Source organism: Streptomyces sp. TAA486 (genome assembly GCF_000426165.1).
Genome location: NZ_AUEV01000021.1, coordinates 1 through 15,800, shown reverse-complemented (window position 1 = coordinate 15,800; position 15,800 = coordinate 1). Strand labels below are relative to the sequence as shown.

Genomic DNA, 15,800 nt, shown 5'->3' with positions numbered 1-15,800 from the left:
CGCCGCGGGGGCGAGCCGGCCGGCCTGCCCGCCGGCTAACCCTGCCGGTCCCGCCGCACCAGCGGCCTCTCCGCCGCTTCGACGAGCCAGTCCAGCATGGCCTGGTCACCGACGACCGGGTTGGACAGCACGCCCACACCCTCGACCTCGATGCGTGCCGTGTCGCCGCCCTTCAGCGTGAAGTCCATGCCGGGGACGATGCCGGTGCCTGTCGCCAACACGGCGCCGTCGGGGAACGGCTGGGCGTGCCACAGGTACTTGGCCAGGCCGTGCGGGTCGCGGTGGAAGGCGGCCGTCGAGGTCTCGCCCTCGAAGGCGACGGCACCGTCGCGGCTGATGGTGAGGGTGATCCGCAGCGCGGACACGTCCTTGAGCTCCCAGGCGGGCACGATGCCGGAGGAGACCGCGGCGCTCCCGCCGTAGATCTTGGCCTGGGGCAGATAGAGGGGATTTTCGCCCTCGATGGAGCGGGAGCTGACGTCGTCCGTGACCACGTAACCCACGGTCTCGCCCTGCCTGTTGAGGACGAGCCCGAGTTCGGGCTCGGGCACGTTCAGCTCGGAGTCGTCCCGTACGGCGATCGGCTCGCCGTCGGTGACGATCCGCCAGGGCTGCGCCTTGAAGAAGAGTTCGGGGCGCTCGGCCTCGTAGACACGCTCGTAGATGGACTGCTCGGTGCTCTCGGCGACGCGCGCCTCGCGTGAGCGCTCGTAGGTGACGCCGGCCGCCCACAGCTCCATCATTCCGTCCAGAGGCGGCAGCAACACCACGTCCCCCTCGGCGAAGACGGCGGGCGTGCCGGCGGCACTCTCGACCAGGGAGCGCAGCTCCCCGGCGGACAGCCGCAGCAGGTCGGCGATGCGCCGTGTGCCGTCGAACGTGCGGATGGCTCCGGTGCCGTCCGCGACGCCGGTACGTACGGTGCCGCCCTCGTCGGCGAAGCGCACTATGCGTGTCATCGGTGCTCCTCTCTGCCGGGGGCTGCTGGCAGCGTCCGCGGCCGGGGTGGTGCTCGGTTTCTGCGCTTCGACTTCATCCACGCCCTGCCGACGGCAAGACGTCTGACCGGTGGAACGTAAACCCCTCTCCATCTCGCTGACAAGGGGTCGTCTGCCTCCGGTCACACGCGCCGGGATCTGGCGTTACATGGCTCTGTGGCGTTAGTTGAGGGTCTGGCGGGTGGGCGAGACATCTGACATCTTTGCCACTGGGGTTCGTTGTGCCCGCAGCGTGTCCCATGCGCACCCTTCGCCGCCCTCTCGCACGTATCAGGAGTGAGTGCCGATGACCGCCCGCATCGTCGACATCGAGACGATCGATGTCCGCTTCCCCACCTCGCAGGCCCTCGACGGCTCCGACGCCATGAACGAGGCGCCCGACTATTCCGCCGCCTACGTGATCCTGCACGTCGGCGACGACGGCGACGGAACGGCAGGCGACGGGGAGCAGGTGTCCGAGGGGCACGGGTTCACGTTCACCATCGGCCGGGGAACGGATCTGGCGGTCGGCGCCGCCGAGGCGATCGGCCGCCGCGCCATCGGCATGTCCGTCGACGAGATCACGGGCGACCTCGGCGGCTTCTCGCGCCACCTCCTCGGCGACAGCCAGCTGCGCTGGCTCGGCCCCGACAAGGGCGCCATCCACCTCGGGGCGGCCGCGGTCATCAACGCCGGCTGGGACCTGGCGGCCAAGCGCGCGGGCAAGCCCGTGTGGAAGCTGCTGGCCGACTTCACCCCGCGCCAGATCGTCGACCTCGTCGACTGGCGCTACCTCAAGGACGCGCTCACACCCGAGGCGGCCCTGGAGCTTCTGGACTCGCGGGTGCCCGGTCGCGCCGAGCGCGAGGCGTACGTCCGCGAGCACGGCTACCCCGCCTACACCACCAGTGCGGGCTGGCTCGGCTACGACGACGAGAAGCTGGCGCGCCTGTGCCGTGAGGCCGTCGAGCAGGGCTGGGACTCGGTCAAGCTGAAGGTCGGCGCCAACATCGACGACGACGTGCGCCGCTGCCGCATCGCCCGCGAGATCATCGGCCCCGACCGCCGTCTGATGATCGACGCGAACCAGACGCTCGGCGTCGACGAGGCCATCGAATGGGCCGACGCGCTCAAGGAGTTCGACATCTGGTGGTTCGAGGAGCCGACCAGCCCGGACGACGTGCTCGGGCACGCCGCCATCCAGCGCCGCATCGCCCCCGTCCACGTCGCCACCGGCGAACACGCCCACAACGCCGTGATGTTCAAGCAGTTCCTCCAGGCGGAGGCGATCGGCATCTGCCAGATCGACGCGTGCCGGCTCGGCGGAGTCAACGAGGCGGTCGCCTCCCTCTTGCTGGCCGCCGCGCACGGCGTACCGGTGTGCCCGCACGCCGGCGGCGTCGGCCTGTGCGAACTGGTGCAGCACCTTTCGGTCTTCGACTACGTGGCGGTCAGCGGCTCCATGGAGGACCGCGTCGTGGAGTACGTCGACCACCTGCACGAGCACTTCCACGACCCGGTACGGGTCGAGGGCTCCCGCTACCGCGTCCCCGAAGCCCCGGGCTACAGCGCGCAGATCCGCCGCGAGACGCTGGAGGCCCACCGCTTCCCGGACGGACCGGTGTGGAGCGACGCCGCGGCCACGGTGACATCCTGACCGGCATGACTTCCGACAGAGCCGGCGAGGACGGCGACGTGAGCGGAGCCGGCCATCCGGGTGCGAACGGCGTCGGCAGCGTCGTCGACGTGGCGATCAGCCGCCTGAAACAGCGCATCGGGAGCGGCGAGTTCGCCCCCGGGCACCGGCTGCCTCCCGAGTCGGTGCTCGCCGGTGAACTGGAGCTGTCCCGTCCCTCGCTGCGCGAGGCCGTGCGGGCGCTCGCCATGGCCGGAGTCCTCGAAGTGCGGCGCGGCGACGGCACGTTCGTCACCGACCTGCGTCCCGAACGGCTCATGAGCGCCATCGGCAGCTTCCTCGATCTCGCCCAGGACACCGCACTGGACGAGATGCTCGAGTGCCGCAAGGTGCTGGAGCCCGGAGCCACCGCCATCGCCGCGACCCGCATCGACGACGCCGCACTCGACGGGCTGCTGGAGCGCATCGAGCGCATGCGGACGATGCAGGATCCTCGCGAACTCGTCCGCGAGGACCTGGCGTTCCACGCCGAGATCGTCGCGGCGACGGGCAACCGCACCCTTCAGTCGCTGGTCTCGTCCGTGAGCAACAGGACGGCCAGGGCCCGCACTTGGCGGGCGCTGGTCAAGTCCGACGTCCTCGCCTGGACACATCAGCAGCACATGGATATCCATGGCGCACTGCGTGCCCGTGACAGCCTCGGCGCCTATGCGGCGGCGAGCCGCCACGTCAACGACGTGGAGGCGTGGGTGCGCGAGCGCCTCGACGCGGTGCGGGAGGCCCCCGGAGAACCCCTGGGCTGAGGCCCGCGAAGTCCGGGCGGCAGGGAGCGCGCACCGGGGCGGGACCCCGGCGCGCCACGCCTGAGCCCCTACCGCGCGGGACGCACCGTGCCGGTGACCTCGCCCAGCCCGATGCGGCTGCCGCCGGGTCCGGGTGCCCATGCGGAGAGCGTCACTTCGTCCCCGTCCTCCAGGAACCCCCGGTTCCCGTCGGGCAGTTCGAGGGGTTCCTTTCCGCCCCACGTCAGCTCCAGCAGGCAGCCGCGCTGCGAGCGCTCCGGCCCGCTCACGGTGCCCGAGGCGTAGAGGTCGCCGGTGCGGAGCGAGGCCCCGTTCACGGTCATGTGCGCGAGCTGCTGCGCGGCCGTCCAGTACATCGCGGAGAACGGCGGCTCGGAGACGGCGTGACCGTTGATGCTCACGGTGATGCGCAGATCGATGCCGCCGGGCTCCGGCTCGGCCGAGTCGTCCAGGTAGGGCAGCACTGGCACGTCGCGGGCGGGCGGTGCCGTCCGGGCGGCGTCCAGGGCGTCGAGCGGAGTGATCCACGCGGAGACGGACGTCGCGAAGGACTTGCCGAGGAAAGGACCGAGCGGCACGTACTCCCAGCCCTGGATGTCGCGCGCCGACCAGTCGTTGAGGAGCGTCACGCCGAAGACGTGGTCGCGGAATCCGGAGAGCGGAACGCTGTCGGTGTGCGCGGACGGCGTGCCGACGACGAAGCCGACCTCGGCCTCGATGTCGAGCCGCCGCGAGGCGCCGAAGACCGGTGCGTCCTCGGTGGGCGGCTTGCGCTGGCCCTTGGGCCGTACGACCGGGGTGCCGGAGACGACGACGGTGCCGGCGCGGCCGTGGTAGCCGATGGGCAGGTGCTTCCAATTGGCGGGCAGTGCGGCGCTGTCGGGCCGGAAGATCTTTCCGACGTTGGTGGCGTGGTGCTCGCTGGCGTAGAAGTCGACGTAGTCGGAGACCTCGAAGGGCAGACGCATCGTCACGTCCGCCAAAGGCCGCAGGAACCGGCTCGCGGTCTCCCGGTGCCCGGGCGCGGTCAGCCACTCGCGCAGTTCCCCGCGCACCGCCTGCCACACGGGACGTCCCGCCGCCATCAGGGGCCCCAGCAGCGGCTGCCGCAGGAGACCCGTGTGCGGCGAGCCGAAGGCCTCCGCAGCACCGCCCGCGTCCAGGACGTGGTCGCCGTAGCGCACGACTATGTGCGGCCGGTGCGGGTCTTCGGGGGTGGTGCACACGCCGTACGGGAGGTTGTCCGGGCCGAAGGGGTCGCCCTCGGGCAGGTCGATGGGGGTACTTCCCCTGGCTTCGCCGGGGAGACCCCACCCCACGCGTGGCTGTGGGGGAGGGCTCGCGTCTGTCACAGTGCCTCGCCTTCGAGATCGTCGCCGGTCACGGGCGAGCTCAGCGTACGGGCACCGCCGCGGCGCCGTTCGCCCAAGGGCTCCCGTACGGCGGAGGGCGTCGAGGGCCCGGCGGGACCCGGTGCGAACGCGAGCGGCGGACCGGGGAGAACGGCGCACCGCCGGACCCGGGGACGCTCCGCCGCGGGCCCATGTGCGTCAGGGCATACGCGCCCACGGAGATCGACACGTGACCGGATACGCTGCCCGTGATGGCGACGACCGGAAAGTGAAAGCAGTGAGCGTTCCCGTGTTCGCTCCTTCGTCGTATGCAGACAGGAGAACCCCCTCGTGACCGAAGTCGGGCCCTTCGGACTGACCGTGCGGGACAAGGCTCTCGAAGCCGATGTCCAGGCGGGGTTGGCTGCTGTCGAAGAAGGCCTCTTCGAGGCCACGAAGAGCGACGTCCCGTTCATAACGGGCGCCGCGCAGCACCTGGTTCGCGCCGGCGGGAAACGCTTCCGGCCTCTTCTGGTGATGCTCGGCGCACAGTTCGGCGACCCGCACGCGCCCGGCGTGGTGCCCTCGGCCGTCGTCGTGGAGCTGACCCATCTTGCGACGCTGTACCACGACGACGTGATGGACGAGGCGGACGTGAGGCGCGGAGTCCCCAGCGCCAACGTCAACTGGACCAACTCGGTGGCGGTGCTCACCGGTGACTATCTCTTCGCCCGCGCCTCCCACATCCTCGCCGACCTCGGCCCCGAGGCCGTCCGCATCCAGGCGGAGGCGTTCGAGCGGCTCGTAACCGGCCAGATCATGGAGACCGCCGGTCCCGGCGAGGGCCGCGACCCGGTGCAGCACTATCTGGACGTCATCGCGGGCAAGACGGGCTCGCTGATCGCGGTCGCCGGACGCTTCGGGGCGCTGATGGCCGGGGCGGACGAGAGAGTCGTCTCCATCCTCACCCAGTACGGGGAGCGGGTCGGCACCGCCTTCCAACTCGCGGACGACGTACTCGACATCGCCAGCGATTCCCACGAGTCCGGCAAGACGCCCGGCACGGACCTGCGCGAGGGCATCCCCACCCTCCCCGTGCTCCACCTCCAGGCACGTGCCGCCTCGCCGGAGGCCACGGCCGAGGACCGGGCGCTGCTCGAACTGCTCGAGGGTGATCTGACGGACGACGCCCGTCACGCCGAGGCCCTGACGGGGCTGCGGGCGCACCCCGCGCTGGCGCAGGCCCGACAGGACACCATCCGGTACGCGAACGAGGCGCGCCAGACGCTGATGCCGCTGCCCGACTGCGCGGCCAAGGCGGCCCTTTCGCAGCTGTGCGACGCCGTCGTGCACCGCGCCGCCTGAGGGTCCGCCCCACCCGGGTACGACGCCGCGTCAACCTCTGCGCAAAGGCTGCGTCACCTGCGGCGTTTGTGTCCGCACGCCGGTCGGCCGTTCACCGTGCGCCGCCTGAACGGTTCAGGGATGACCCCCATCGGAGGGCCTCCGCACGGGGGACATGCGCCGCCGCCTCTCCACCCGCAGGAGTACGCGGACTTGCCTCCCCGGGGGGACGCCAATCGCTCACCGGTTTGGTGCCATTGAGACTCCACCCCGCACGTTCCCGTGGAATTCGGGGACAATGGCCGAACAGGAGTGGGGTCTCCCCGCCGAAGGCAGGCGTGGGGTCTCCCCGCCGAAGGCAGGGGACGGACGAGTGCACGTACAGGACCGGCCACCGACCCGGAGGTAGGGCACGACATGGCACAGATCCAACCGAGGACATCCGGCAGGAAGGCCGTCCGGTACGGGATACCGGTCGGCGTCGCGGGAATCGCCGCGGTGACCATCGGACTCGTCCCGGCGCTCGCGGACGTCGGTGCCCCCGATCTGCCGAAGATCTCGGCGGAGGAGCTGGTGGCGAAGATGGCCGCGTCCGACACCCAGCACATGTCCGGCACCGTGAAGATCAGCACCGACCTGGGCCTCCCCGAGCTGCCCGGCTCCGCCGGCGGCAGCGGAAAGCAGGGCGGCGGCCTCTTCGGCGGCGGCCCGCACGGTGACGGCGAGCGCGGCGGCAAGGGCGGGGTGGCCGAACCCCAGGAGAAGCTGATGGAGCTCGCCTCCGGCGAGCACACCCTCCGCGTCGCCGCGGACGGTCCGGACAAGCAGCGCGTCTCCGTCGTCGAGGACGCGTCCGAGTACAGCGTCATCCACAACGGCGACGAGGTGTGGACGTACGACAGCGGTTCCGACTCCGCCTTCCACGCGAAGGCACCGAAGGGCGCCGCCGACAAGCACGGCAAGCACGGCAAGCACGGCAAGGGCCATGGCGGGATGCCGGGCGGTGACGGGATCGGCGACGTCACACCGCAGGAGGCGGCCAAGCAGGCGCTGAAGGCGGCGGACGACTCCACCTCCGTGACCGTCGACGGTACGGCGCAGGTAGCCGGCCGTGACGCATACCAGCTCGTGATCAAGCCGAAGGGTGCCCAGCACTCGACCGTCGACTCCATCCGGATCGCGGTCGACGCGGAGAACGGCACACCACTGACATTCACCCTCGCCCCGAAGGGCGGTGGCGAGCCGGTCGTCGATGTGCGCTACACCAAGGTCGACTTCGGCAAGCCGGACGCCGGAACCTTCGACTTCAAGCCGCCGAAGGGCACCGACGTCACCGAGGCGCCGCACGGAAAGGCACAGCGCGAGCACCCGGGCGAGCCGGGAGCCGCCGAGAGGTTCGACAAGCTCCAGAAGCACGGCAAGGGCGAGAAGTTCAAGGACTTCGAGAAGGGCGAGGGGCTCGGCCTCTCCGGGCTGAAGACGCTCGGCAAGGGCTGGGGCTCCGTCGCCGAGATCGACATGGGGAAGGGCGGGGCGAGCGGAATGCCCGGCGCCCCGGCGCCCGGCGGCGAGGACAGCAAGTCGCCGCAGGCCGGCCAGCTCCTCGACAGTTTCACCGAGAAGGCCAAGGGCGACTTCGGTACCGGACGGATCTTCCACACCCGGCTCGTCAACGCCCTGATGACGGACGACGGAAAGGTCTACGTGGGCGCCGTGACGAAGGAGGGCCTGATCAAGGCCGCCGACGCCGCTGCCAAGTGACCTCCTCCTTCGGTAAGTCGTGAACGGCGGTCCGTCCCCATCGCCCGTACCGGGTGGTGGGGACGGACCGCCGCGGAGGCAGGTACACCGACAGACCACGGGAGCGCCATGGCTCAGCCGTCCCACGCAGCGGTCATCGAGACGCGCGGGCTCAGCAAGCGCTACCGGGGTGGTCAACTCGCGGTCGACGGGCTGGATCTGGCCGTGCCGCGCGGCAGCGTCTTCGGCTTCCTCGGGCCCAACGGCTCGGGGAAGACCACCACGATCCGCATGCTGCTCGGCCTCATCGACGCCACCCGGGGCGCCGTACACGTGCTGGGCGAGCCGATGCCGTCAACGGCCCGGCGGGTGCTGCCGCGCGTCGGTGCGCTCATCGAGGGTCCCGCGCTCTACGGCTTCCTCTCCGGGCGCGCCAATCTCCACCGCTACGACGCCGCTGACCCCACGGCCGACCCCCGTACCCGCAAGGCCAGGGTCGAGGGCGCGCTGGAGCGTGTGGGGCTCTCGGCGGCGGCGGGCAAGAAGGCGAAGGCGTACTCACTCGGTATGAAGCAGCGCCTGGGCATCGCCGCTGCTCTGCTGAAGCCGCGCGACCTGCTGGTGCTGGACGAGCCGACCAACGGTCTCGACCCACAGGGCATGCGTGAAATCCGTTCACTCGTACGGGCGTTGGCGCAGGACGGCACCACCGTCTTCCTCTCCTCCCACCTCCTGGACGAGATCGAGCAGGTCTGCACCCACACGGCGGTGATGAACCGCGGACGGCTCGTCACGCAGGGCACCGTCGCCGAGATGTCGGCGGACGCCCGCGGACGGCTCACCGTGACCACACCGGACGGCGCCGATGCCGCGCGCGTACTGAAGGAGCACGGCGTGGTCGACCTGACGGTGCTCGGCGACGAGGTCACAGGCGAACTTCCGCTGACGGAGGCGGCCGGCGTGCCGGATCTCGCCGAACTGAACGCGGCGCTCGTACGGTCCGGGGTCCGCGTGCGGGGCTTCGGCGTGAGGCGCGCGTCGCTGGAGGACGTCTTCGTCTCGCTCACCGGGGAGGGCTTCGATGTCGCGGGCTGATCTCATCGGCGGTGTCTCCGGCTCTCCCCGGACGATTGCGCCGCAGGAGGAGAAGGGCCGCCTGCGCACGTCCGGTCTGCTGCGCAGCGAACTGCTCACGACCTTCCGCCGCTGGCGCACCGTCGCGCTGCTGGGTGTGCTCGCGGTGATCCCGGTGCTGGTGGGCATCGCGGTCAAGATCGAGACGGGGGACGGGGGTTCGGGCGGCGGAGGCGACGGCGGCGGACCGGCGTTCATCTCGCAGATCACCAACAACGGCCTGTTCCTCGTCTTCACCTCGCTCGCCGCCACGCTGCCCTTCTTCCTGCCGATGACCGTCGGCGTCGTCGCGGGCGACTCGGTGGCGGGCGAGGCCAACGCGGGAACGCTGCGCTATCTCCTGGTGGCTCCGGCGGGACGCACGCGGCTGCTGCTGGTGAAGTACGCGGGCACGATGGTCTTCTGCTTCGCCGCGACCCTCGTCGTCGCGGTCTTCGCCCTGGCCACGGGCGCGGTCCTCTTCCCGCTCGGGGAGGTCACGCTGCTGTCGGGGACGACTGTCTCCCTCTCGGACGGCCTGCTGCGGGCGCTGGCGATCGCGGTGGCCGTCGCCGTCTCACTGGCCGGGCTGGCCGCTCTCGGCCTGTTCATCTCGACGCTCACGAACAGTGGGATCGCCGCGATGGCCGCCACCGTGGGCCTGCTGCTCATGGTTCAGATCGTCGACACCATCCCGCAGTTGCACGCCGTGCAGCCCTACCTCTTCCCGCACTACTGGCTGAGCTTCGCGGACCTGCTGCGCGACCCCGTCTACTGGGACGAACTGGTGAAGAACGTCGGCCTCCAGGCGCTGTACACGGCCGTGTTCGGCTCCGCGGCCTGGGCGCGGTTCACCATCCGCGACATCACTGCTTAGAGCAGGGCTGCGAGGACGGGGACGAGGGCGCCGCCGGGGAGGACGCGGGGGCGGCCTTCGAGGAAGACGGGGAAGACGGGTAAGGGGCCGGGGTCCGGTCCCCGGTCGCCGCGGACTCCTCCGCGCGCGCCGCGGCCTTCCGCAGCTCCTCGCGGGCCCGGCGCCTGGTGCGCAGGGCGTCCCAGGTGAGCACGCACAGCGCGAACCAGACCAGAACGAATCCGGCCCAGCGCTCCGGCGGCATCTCCTCGTGGAAGGCCAGCAGCCCCAGTACGAACATCAGCGCCGGCGCCACGTACTGGAGCAGCCCGACCGTGGAGAGCGGCAGCCGCACGGCCGCGCTCCCGAAGAAGATCAGCGGAACCGCCGTGACCACACCGGAGACGGCGAGCAGCAAGGCGTGGCCCACGCCGCCGGAGATGAAGGAGCCCTCACCCCTGGCGCCGAGGTAGATCAGGAAGCCCATGGCGGGCAGGAACTGGACGGCGGTCTCGGCGCTGAAACTGTCGACACCGTCCAGCAGGATGCGCTTCTTGACGAGCCCGTACGTGGCGAAGCAGAGGGCGAGCGCGATCGACAGCCACGGCACCTCCCCGTACCCGACGCTGAGGACGGCCACCGCGACGGCGCCGATGCCCACGGCGGTCCACTGCGCGGGGCGCAGCCGCTCACGCAGCAGCAGCACGCCGAAGGCGATGGAGACCAGCGGGTTGATGAAGTAGCCGAGTGAGGACTCCAGGACCCTGCCGACGCTCACCGACCAGATGAACAGCCCCCAGTTCACGGAGATCGCCGCGGCGGCGACGACGACGAGGCCGAGCCGCTTGGGCTGCCGCAGCAGCGGACGAATCCATGCCCAGCGCCGCAGCACGGCGAGCAGCACCAGTGCCGTCGGCAGGGACCACACCATCCGGTGGGCGAGGACCTCGCCGGGGTTGGTGGATTCCAGCAGGTGCCAGTAGAGCGGGAGGATCCCCCAGAGGCCATAGGCCGCGAAGCCGTGGAGAAGGCCGGTGCGCTGGTCGCCTGGGGTTCCCACGAACCGTCCTCCTCGGGTCTCGGAAGGGCCGCCGATGCCGCATCGACGGTAACGCCCACGGAAAGCAACTGTCATCTCCGTTTCACATGACGGTACTGACAGTGCGGTAGGGCCGGGCAGCGGCACGGCCGCACAGCGAGACGCGGCCCCTCCGGACGGAATCCGGAAGGGCCGCGCCCGAGTTGAACGCTCGCGTCAGCCGGCGACCGTCCAGGTGTCGTTGCCCGCGAGCAGCGCCCCGAGGTCTCCCTTGCCCTGGTTCTCCACGGCCGCCTCGAGCTGCGTGTTCATGTCCGCGTCGTACACGGGCCGGTTCACGTCCCTGAGTACGCCGATCGGCGTGCGGTGCAGGGTCTCCGGGTCGGCCAGCCGTGAGAGGGCGAACGCCGTCGTCGGGGACTCCGCGTACGCGTCGTGCACGAGCACACCGTCGCCGCCCTCCTCCGTGACGTCGATGATGCGCAGGTCACCGGTTGCCGGGTCGCGCACGACGCCCTTCGAGCCCAGGCCGTCCTCGCCGGGAGCCCCGAAGCGGATCGGTTCGCCGTGCTCCAGGCGGATCACCGCCTCCTGGGCCTGCTGCCCCGCTTTTGGATCAGACGCAGCCTTGAGGACCTCGAACGCACCGTCGTTGAAGATGTTGCAGTTCTGGTAGATCTCGACCAGCGCGGTGCCGTGGTGGTCGGCCGCCGCCCGCAGCGTGCTCGTGAGGTGCTTGCGGTCCGAGTCGACCGTGCGCGCCACGAAGGACGCCTCCGCGCCCAGCGCCAGCGAGACGGGATTGAACGGGGAGTCCAGCGATCCCATCGGCGTCGACTTGGTGATCTTGCCCGTTTCCGAGGTGGGGCTGTACTGGCCCTTGGTGAGCCCGTAGATCCGGTTGTTGAAGAGCAGGATCTTCAGGTTCACGTTGCGCCGCAGCGCGTGGATGAGGTGGTTGCCGCCGATGGACAGCGCGTCGCCGTCGCCCGTGACGACCCACACCGACAGGTCGCGCCGCGTGCTCGCGAGGCCGGTGGCGATGGCGGGCGCACGGCCGTGGATGGAGTGCATCCCGTAGGTGTTCATGTAGTACGGGAAGCGGGAGGAGCAGCCGATCCCGGAGACGAAGACGATGTTCTCCTTGGCCAGGCCGAGCTGCGGCATGAAGCCCTGCACGGCGGCCAGCACGGCGTAGTCACCGCAGCCGGGGCACCAGCGCACCTCCTGGTCGGACTTGAAGTCCTTCATGCTCTGCTCGGCTTCGGCCTTCGGCACCAGCGAGAGAGCCTGGCTCTCCCGGGGCGTCCCGGTCGTCTCAGTCATCGAGGGAGGCCTCCTTCAGTGCGGTCGCGAGCTGTTCGGCCTTGAAGGGCATGCCGTTGACCTGGGTGTAGGAGTGGGCGTCGACGAGGAATTCGGCGCGGATGAGGGTGGCCAGCTGGCCCAGGTTCATCTCGGGGATGATCACCCTCTCGTAACGCCTCAGCACAGCGCCGAGGTTGGACGGGAACGGGTTGAGATGGCGCAGGTGTGCCTGCGCGATGTGCTGACCGTCCTTGCGCAGCCGGCGTACGGCCGCGGTGACCGGCCCGTAGGTCGAGCCCCAGCCCAGCACGAGCGTGGTCGCGAGGCCGTCAGGGTCGTCGGCGACGACGTCGGGGACGTCGATGCCGTCGATCTTGGCCTGACGCGTACGCACCATCAGGTCGTGGTTGGCCGGGTCGTAGGAGATGTTGCCGGTGCCGTCCTGCTTCTCGATGCCGCCGATGCGGTGTTCGAGGCCGGGCGTGCCCGGGACGGCCCAGGGCCGCGCCAGGGTCTGCGGGTCGCGCTTGTACGGCCAGAAGGCCTCGGTGCCGTCGTCGAGACGGTGGTTCGGCACCTGGGCGAACTGCACGCGCAGATCCGGCAGTTCACCGGTCTCCGGTACGCGCCACGGTTCGGAGCCGTTGGCGAGGTAGCCGTCGGAGAGCAGGAAGACCGGAGTGCGGTAGGCCAGCGCGATGCGCGCCGCCTCCAGGGCCGCGGTGAAGCAGTCGGCCGGCGTGGACGGCGCGATGACCGGCACGGGAGCCTCGCCGTTGCGTCCGTACATGGCCTGAAGCAGGTCGGCCTGCTCGGTCTTGGTGGGCAGACCCGTTGAGGGGCCGCCGCGCTGGATGTCGACGATCAGCAGCGGCAGCTCCAGCGAGACCGCAAGGCCGATGGTCTCCGACTTGAGCGCCACGCCCGGCCCCGAGGTCGTCGTCACGCCGAGCGCGCCGCCGAAGGCCGCGCCCAGTGCGGCGCCGATGCCGGCGATCTCGTCCTCGGCCTGGAAGGTGCGCACCCCGAAGTTCTTGTGCCTGGACAGCTCGTGCAGCACGTCCGAGGCGGGGGTGATGGGGTACGAGCCGAGGAAGAGCGGCAGTTCGGACTGCTGGGAGGCGGCGATCAGCCCGTACGCGAGGGCCAGGTTGCCGGAGATGTTCCGGTACGTCCCGGGCGGGAAGGCGGTGGTGGCCGGCGCCACCTCGTAGGAGACGGCGAAGTCCTCGGTGGTCTCGCCGAAGTTCCAGCCGGCCCGGTAGGCGGCGATGTTGGCCTGGGCCACCTGCGGCTTCTTGGCGAACTTGGTCCGCAGGAAGTGCTCGGTCTGCTCGGTCGGACGGTTGTACATCCACGACAGCAGGCCCAGGGCGAACATGTTCTTCGAGCGGCCCGCGTCCTTGCGACCGAGGTCGAACTCCTTGAGTGCCTCCACGGTCAGCGTGGTGAGCGGCACCTCGTGCACCCGGTAGCCGTCGAGCGAGCCGTCCTCGAGCGGGCTGACGTCGTAGCCGACCTTGGCCATGGCGCGCTTGGTGAACTCGTCGGTGTTGACGATGATCTCCGCGCCGCGCGGCACGTCGCCGATGTTCGCCTTCAGCGCCGCGGGGTTCATGGCGACGAGGACGTTGGGCGCGTCGCCCGGCGTGAGGATGTCGTGGTCGGCGAAGTGCAGCTGGAAGGAGGAGACGCCGGGGAGCGTGCCCGCGGGGGCGCGGATCTCCGCCGGGAAGTTCGGCAGCGTCGAGAGGTCGTTGCCGAAGGAGGCCGTCTCCGAGGTGAAGCGGTCTCCGGTCAGCTGCATGCCGTCGCCCGAGTCACCGGCGAAGCGGATGATCACGCGTTCCAGGCGCCGCACCTCTTTGCCGGAAGCAGGGCGGGCGCCCCCGTTCACGCCGACGGCATCGACGGCGTCGGAGCCGTTCGTCCCGGCGACGGGTTCATCGGCGCCCGGGCGCTGTCCGGCCGGGCTGTTGACCTGGTTGGTCACGGTGGATCGGACCTCCTCGAGGCGGCGTGCTCGCCAGCCATCGTACGTCGGTAAGGGTTACCTTCCCTGGAGTGACCACATCGCGGACGAGCCCTTGAGACGCCCGATGGCCTCCGGATCCGTACCCTGTGCGACTCTCCTCCTCCTTTGCGCCTGCCGCCGTACGCCCTGCTCAGGGCGCCGCCGGCCGGATGCCGGTCCTGCCGGGGGCCTGCGGCGGCCCGCGGCCGGCGCGACTAGGAGTTGATGTACGTCAGCACCGCCAACACGCGGCGGTGATCAGCGTCACTCTGTGACAGACCCAGCTTCATGAAGATGTTGCTCACGTGCTTCTCGACGGCGCCGTGGCTGACCACGAGCTGCTGTGCGATCGCGGAGTTCGTACGGCCCTCCGCCATCAGCCCCAGCACTTCCCGCTCGCGCGGGGTCAGCGCCGCCAGTACGTCCTGCTTGCGGCTGCGGCCCAGCAGCTGGGCCACCACCTCCGGGTCGAGCGCCGTGCCGCCACGGGCGACCCGGACCACCGCGTCCACGAACTCCCGCACCTCGGCCACGCGGTCCTTGAGCAGGTAGCCCACTCCGCTGCTGGAGCCAGCGAGCAGCTCCGTCGCGTACTGCTCCTCCACGTACTGCGAAAGCACCAGGACACCCAGGTCGGCGTGGGCCTCGCGGAGTGCGATGGCGGCCCGTACGCCCTCGTCCGTGTGGGTCGGCGGCATCCGTACGTCCGCGACCACCACGTCCGGCGGCGAGCCCGCGGCGGCGAGGTCGGCGACGGTCTTGACCAGGGCGTCGCCGTCCCCGACGCCCGCGACGACCTCGTGGCCCCGGTCGGTGAGCAGCCGGGTCAGGCCCTCGCGCAGCAGCACCGAGTCCTCGGCGATGACCACGCGCACCCTGTCCTCCACGTCCTTCGCCATTCACGGCCCCCCGGTTTCTCGCTGCGGACTGCTCTTTAAGACGCCTGCGACGCGCTCAGCATTCCAGAAGCCGGGCCGCTGGACGGGGGGACGCGGCAGCGGGGCGGCAGGTTGCCGCCCCGCTCCGGTACGGGCGCGGGTCAGTCACGCCAGGGGAGTTCGGCGGTGATGGTGGTGGGGCCGCCGGTGGGGGAGTTGATGATGAGGAGGCCGTCGACGGCGGTGAGGCGTTCGGTGAGTCCGGCGAGTCCGGTGCCGGTGGTGGTGTTGGCGCCGCCGTGTCCGTCGTCGGTGACGTGGAGGAGGAGTCGGTCGTGGGTGCGCCAGAGGTCGATGCGTGCGGTGTGGGCGGCGGAGTGTTTGCTGATGTTCTGGAGGAGTTCGGAGACGGTGAAGTAGGTGATGCCTTCGATGGCTTGGGCGGGGCGGGTGTCGAGGTCGACGGTGACGGTGACGTCGGCGGTGCAGCGTGCGGCGAGTGCTGAGAGGGCGGGGCCCAGGCCGCGGTCGGTGAGGATGGCGGGGTGGATTCCGCGGGCGAGGTCGCGGAGTTCTTGGAGGGCGAGTTTCACTTCGCCGTGTGCTTCGCCGACCATGGCGGCGGCTGTTTCGGGGTCTTCGAGGAGTTTTTCCTTGGCGAGGCCGAGGTCCATGGCGAGGGCGACGAGGCGTGCTTGGGCGCCGTCGTGGAGGTCGCGTTCGATGCGGCGCAGGTCCGCGGCCGCGGTGTCGACCACCGA

At 70.6% G+C, this 15,800-nt stretch carries 13 protein-coding genes; 6 read left to right on the top strand and 7 right to left on the bottom strand.

The window, feature by feature from the left end; genetic code table 11:
• Nucleotides 1-35 precede the first annotated feature (35 nt).
• Nucleotides 36-959, bottom strand: coding sequence for a fumarylacetoacetate hydrolase family protein (locus tag I004_RS0125855; RefSeq protein WP_028437875.1), 924 nt, complete (start codon nucleotides 957-959; stop codon nucleotides 36-38).
• Nucleotides 960-1,284: 325 nt separating this feature from the next.
• On the opposite strand from I004_RS0125855, the gene I004_RS0125850 reads away from it, so the two are divergent.
• Both I004_RS0125850 and I004_RS0125845 read left to right on the top strand, forming a co-directional pair.
• Nucleotides 1,285-2,634, top strand: coding sequence for an enolase C-terminal domain-like protein (locus I004_RS0125850; protein WP_028437874.1), 1,350 nt, complete (start codon nucleotides 1,285-1,287; stop codon nucleotides 2,632-2,634).
• Nucleotides 2,635-2,639: 5 nt separating this feature from the next.
• Nucleotides 2,640-3,416 (top strand): FadR/GntR family transcriptional regulator, encoded by a 777-nt coding sequence (locus I004_RS0125845; protein ID WP_158677099.1) that lies wholly within the window; start codon nucleotides 2,640-2,642, stop codon nucleotides 3,414-3,416.
• Between the two features lie 68 nt (nucleotides 3,417-3,484).
• On the opposite strand, the gene fahA is transcribed toward I004_RS0125845, so the two are convergent.
• Nucleotides 3,485-4,693, bottom strand: coding sequence for a fumarylacetoacetase (gene fahA / locus I004_RS0125840; RefSeq protein WP_028437872.1), 1,209 nt, complete (start codon nucleotides 4,691-4,693; stop codon nucleotides 3,485-3,487).
• A 405-nt stretch (nucleotides 4,694-5,098) separates the two neighbouring features.
• On the opposite strand from fahA, the gene I004_RS0125830 reads away from it, so the two are divergent.
• The 4 genes from I004_RS0125830 to I004_RS0125815 all read left to right on the top strand — a co-directional run bounded on the left by I004_RS0125830 (nucleotide 5,099) and on the right by I004_RS0125815 (nucleotide 9,821).
• Entirely contained in the window at nucleotides 5,099-6,112 is a 1,014-nt protein-coding gene (locus I004_RS0125830; protein ID WP_028437871.1) for a polyprenyl synthetase family protein, read from the top strand.
• A 396-nt stretch (nucleotides 6,113-6,508) separates the two neighbouring features.
• Nucleotides 6,509-7,852 (top strand): outer membrane lipoprotein carrier protein LolA, encoded by a 1,344-nt coding sequence (locus I004_RS0125825; RefSeq protein ID WP_028437870.1) that lies wholly within the window; start codon nucleotides 6,509-6,511, stop codon nucleotides 7,850-7,852.
• Between the two features lie 108 nt (nucleotides 7,853-7,960).
• A complete protein-coding gene (locus I004_RS0125820) occupies nucleotides 7,961-8,926 on the top strand; it encodes an ABC transporter ATP-binding protein (RefSeq protein WP_028437869.1) in 966 nt (321 codons plus the stop codon).
• Nucleotides 8,913-9,821, top strand: a complete 909-nt coding sequence (locus tag I004_RS0125815) for an ABC transporter permease (protein ID WP_028437868.1) — start codon at nucleotides 8,913-8,915, stop codon at nucleotides 9,819-9,821. Before I004_RS0125820 ends, I004_RS0125815 begins: the two co-directional genes overlap by 14 nt.
• On the opposite strand, the gene rarD is transcribed toward I004_RS0125815, so the two are convergent.
• From rarD to I004_RS0125790, 5 genes are all read right to left on the bottom strand, one after another.
• Nucleotides 9,811-10,860, bottom strand: coding sequence for an EamA family transporter RarD (rarD, locus tag I004_RS36075; RefSeq protein WP_051345443.1), 1,050 nt, complete (start codon nucleotides 10,858-10,860; stop codon nucleotides 9,811-9,813). The two genes, I004_RS0125815 and rarD, sit on opposite strands and share 11 nt — an antisense overlap.
• A gap of 195 nt (nucleotides 10,861-11,055) precedes the next feature.
• The gene (locus tag I004_RS0125805) at nucleotides 11,056-12,165 is read right to left on the bottom strand and encodes a 2-oxoacid:ferredoxin oxidoreductase subunit beta (protein WP_028437867.1); all 1,110 of its coding nucleotides are present in this window, start codon (nucleotides 12,163-12,165) and stop codon (nucleotides 11,056-11,058) included.
• A complete protein-coding gene (locus I004_RS0125800) occupies nucleotides 12,158-14,140 on the bottom strand; it encodes a 2-oxoacid:acceptor oxidoreductase subunit alpha (protein ID WP_028437866.1) in 1,983 nt (660 codons plus the stop codon). Before I004_RS0125800 ends, I004_RS0125805 begins: the two co-directional genes overlap by 8 nt.
• A 236-nt stretch (nucleotides 14,141-14,376) precedes the next feature.
• Nucleotides 14,377-15,060, bottom strand: coding sequence for a response regulator transcription factor (locus tag I004_RS0125795; protein ID WP_486580316.1), 684 nt, complete (start codon nucleotides 15,058-15,060; stop codon nucleotides 14,377-14,379).
• 140 nt (nucleotides 15,061-15,200) lie between these two features.
• Nucleotides 15,201-15,800: histidine kinase (locus I004_RS0125790; protein WP_028437864.1), on the bottom strand; the 600-nt coding region annotated here is incomplete at its 5' end.

What these genes read in the sequence shown, in the direction of transcription:
- I004_RS0125855 (WP_028437875.1), bottom strand. Translation starts at nt 959, where the DNA reads ATGACACGCATAGTGCGCTTCGCCGACGAGGGCGGCACCGTACGTACC.
- I004_RS0125850 (WP_028437874.1), top strand. Translation starts at nt 1,285, where the DNA reads ATGACCGCCCGCATCGTCGACATCGAGACGATCGATGTCCGCTTCCCC.
- I004_RS0125845 (WP_158677099.1), top strand. Translation starts at nt 2,640, where the DNA reads ATGACTTCCGACAGAGCCGGCGAGGACGGCGACGTGAGCGGAGCCGGC.
- I004_RS0125825 (WP_028437870.1), top strand. Translation starts at nt 6,509, where the DNA reads ATGGCACAGATCCAACCGAGGACATCCGGCAGGAAGGCCGTCCGGTAC.
- I004_RS0125820 (WP_028437869.1), top strand. Translation starts at nt 7,961, where the DNA reads ATGGCTCAGCCGTCCCACGCAGCGGTCATCGAGACGCGCGGGCTCAGC.
- I004_RS0125815 (WP_028437868.1), top strand. Translation starts at nt 8,913, where the DNA reads ATGTCGCGGGCTGATCTCATCGGCGGTGTCTCCGGCTCTCCCCGGACG.
- I004_RS0125805 (WP_028437867.1), bottom strand. Translation starts at nt 12,165, where the DNA reads ATGACTGAGACGACCGGGACGCCCCGGGAGAGCCAGGCTCTCTCGCTG.
- I004_RS0125795 (WP_486580316.1), bottom strand. Translation starts at nt 15,060, where the DNA reads ATGGCGAAGGACGTGGAGGACAGGGTGCGCGTGGTCATCGCCGAGGAC.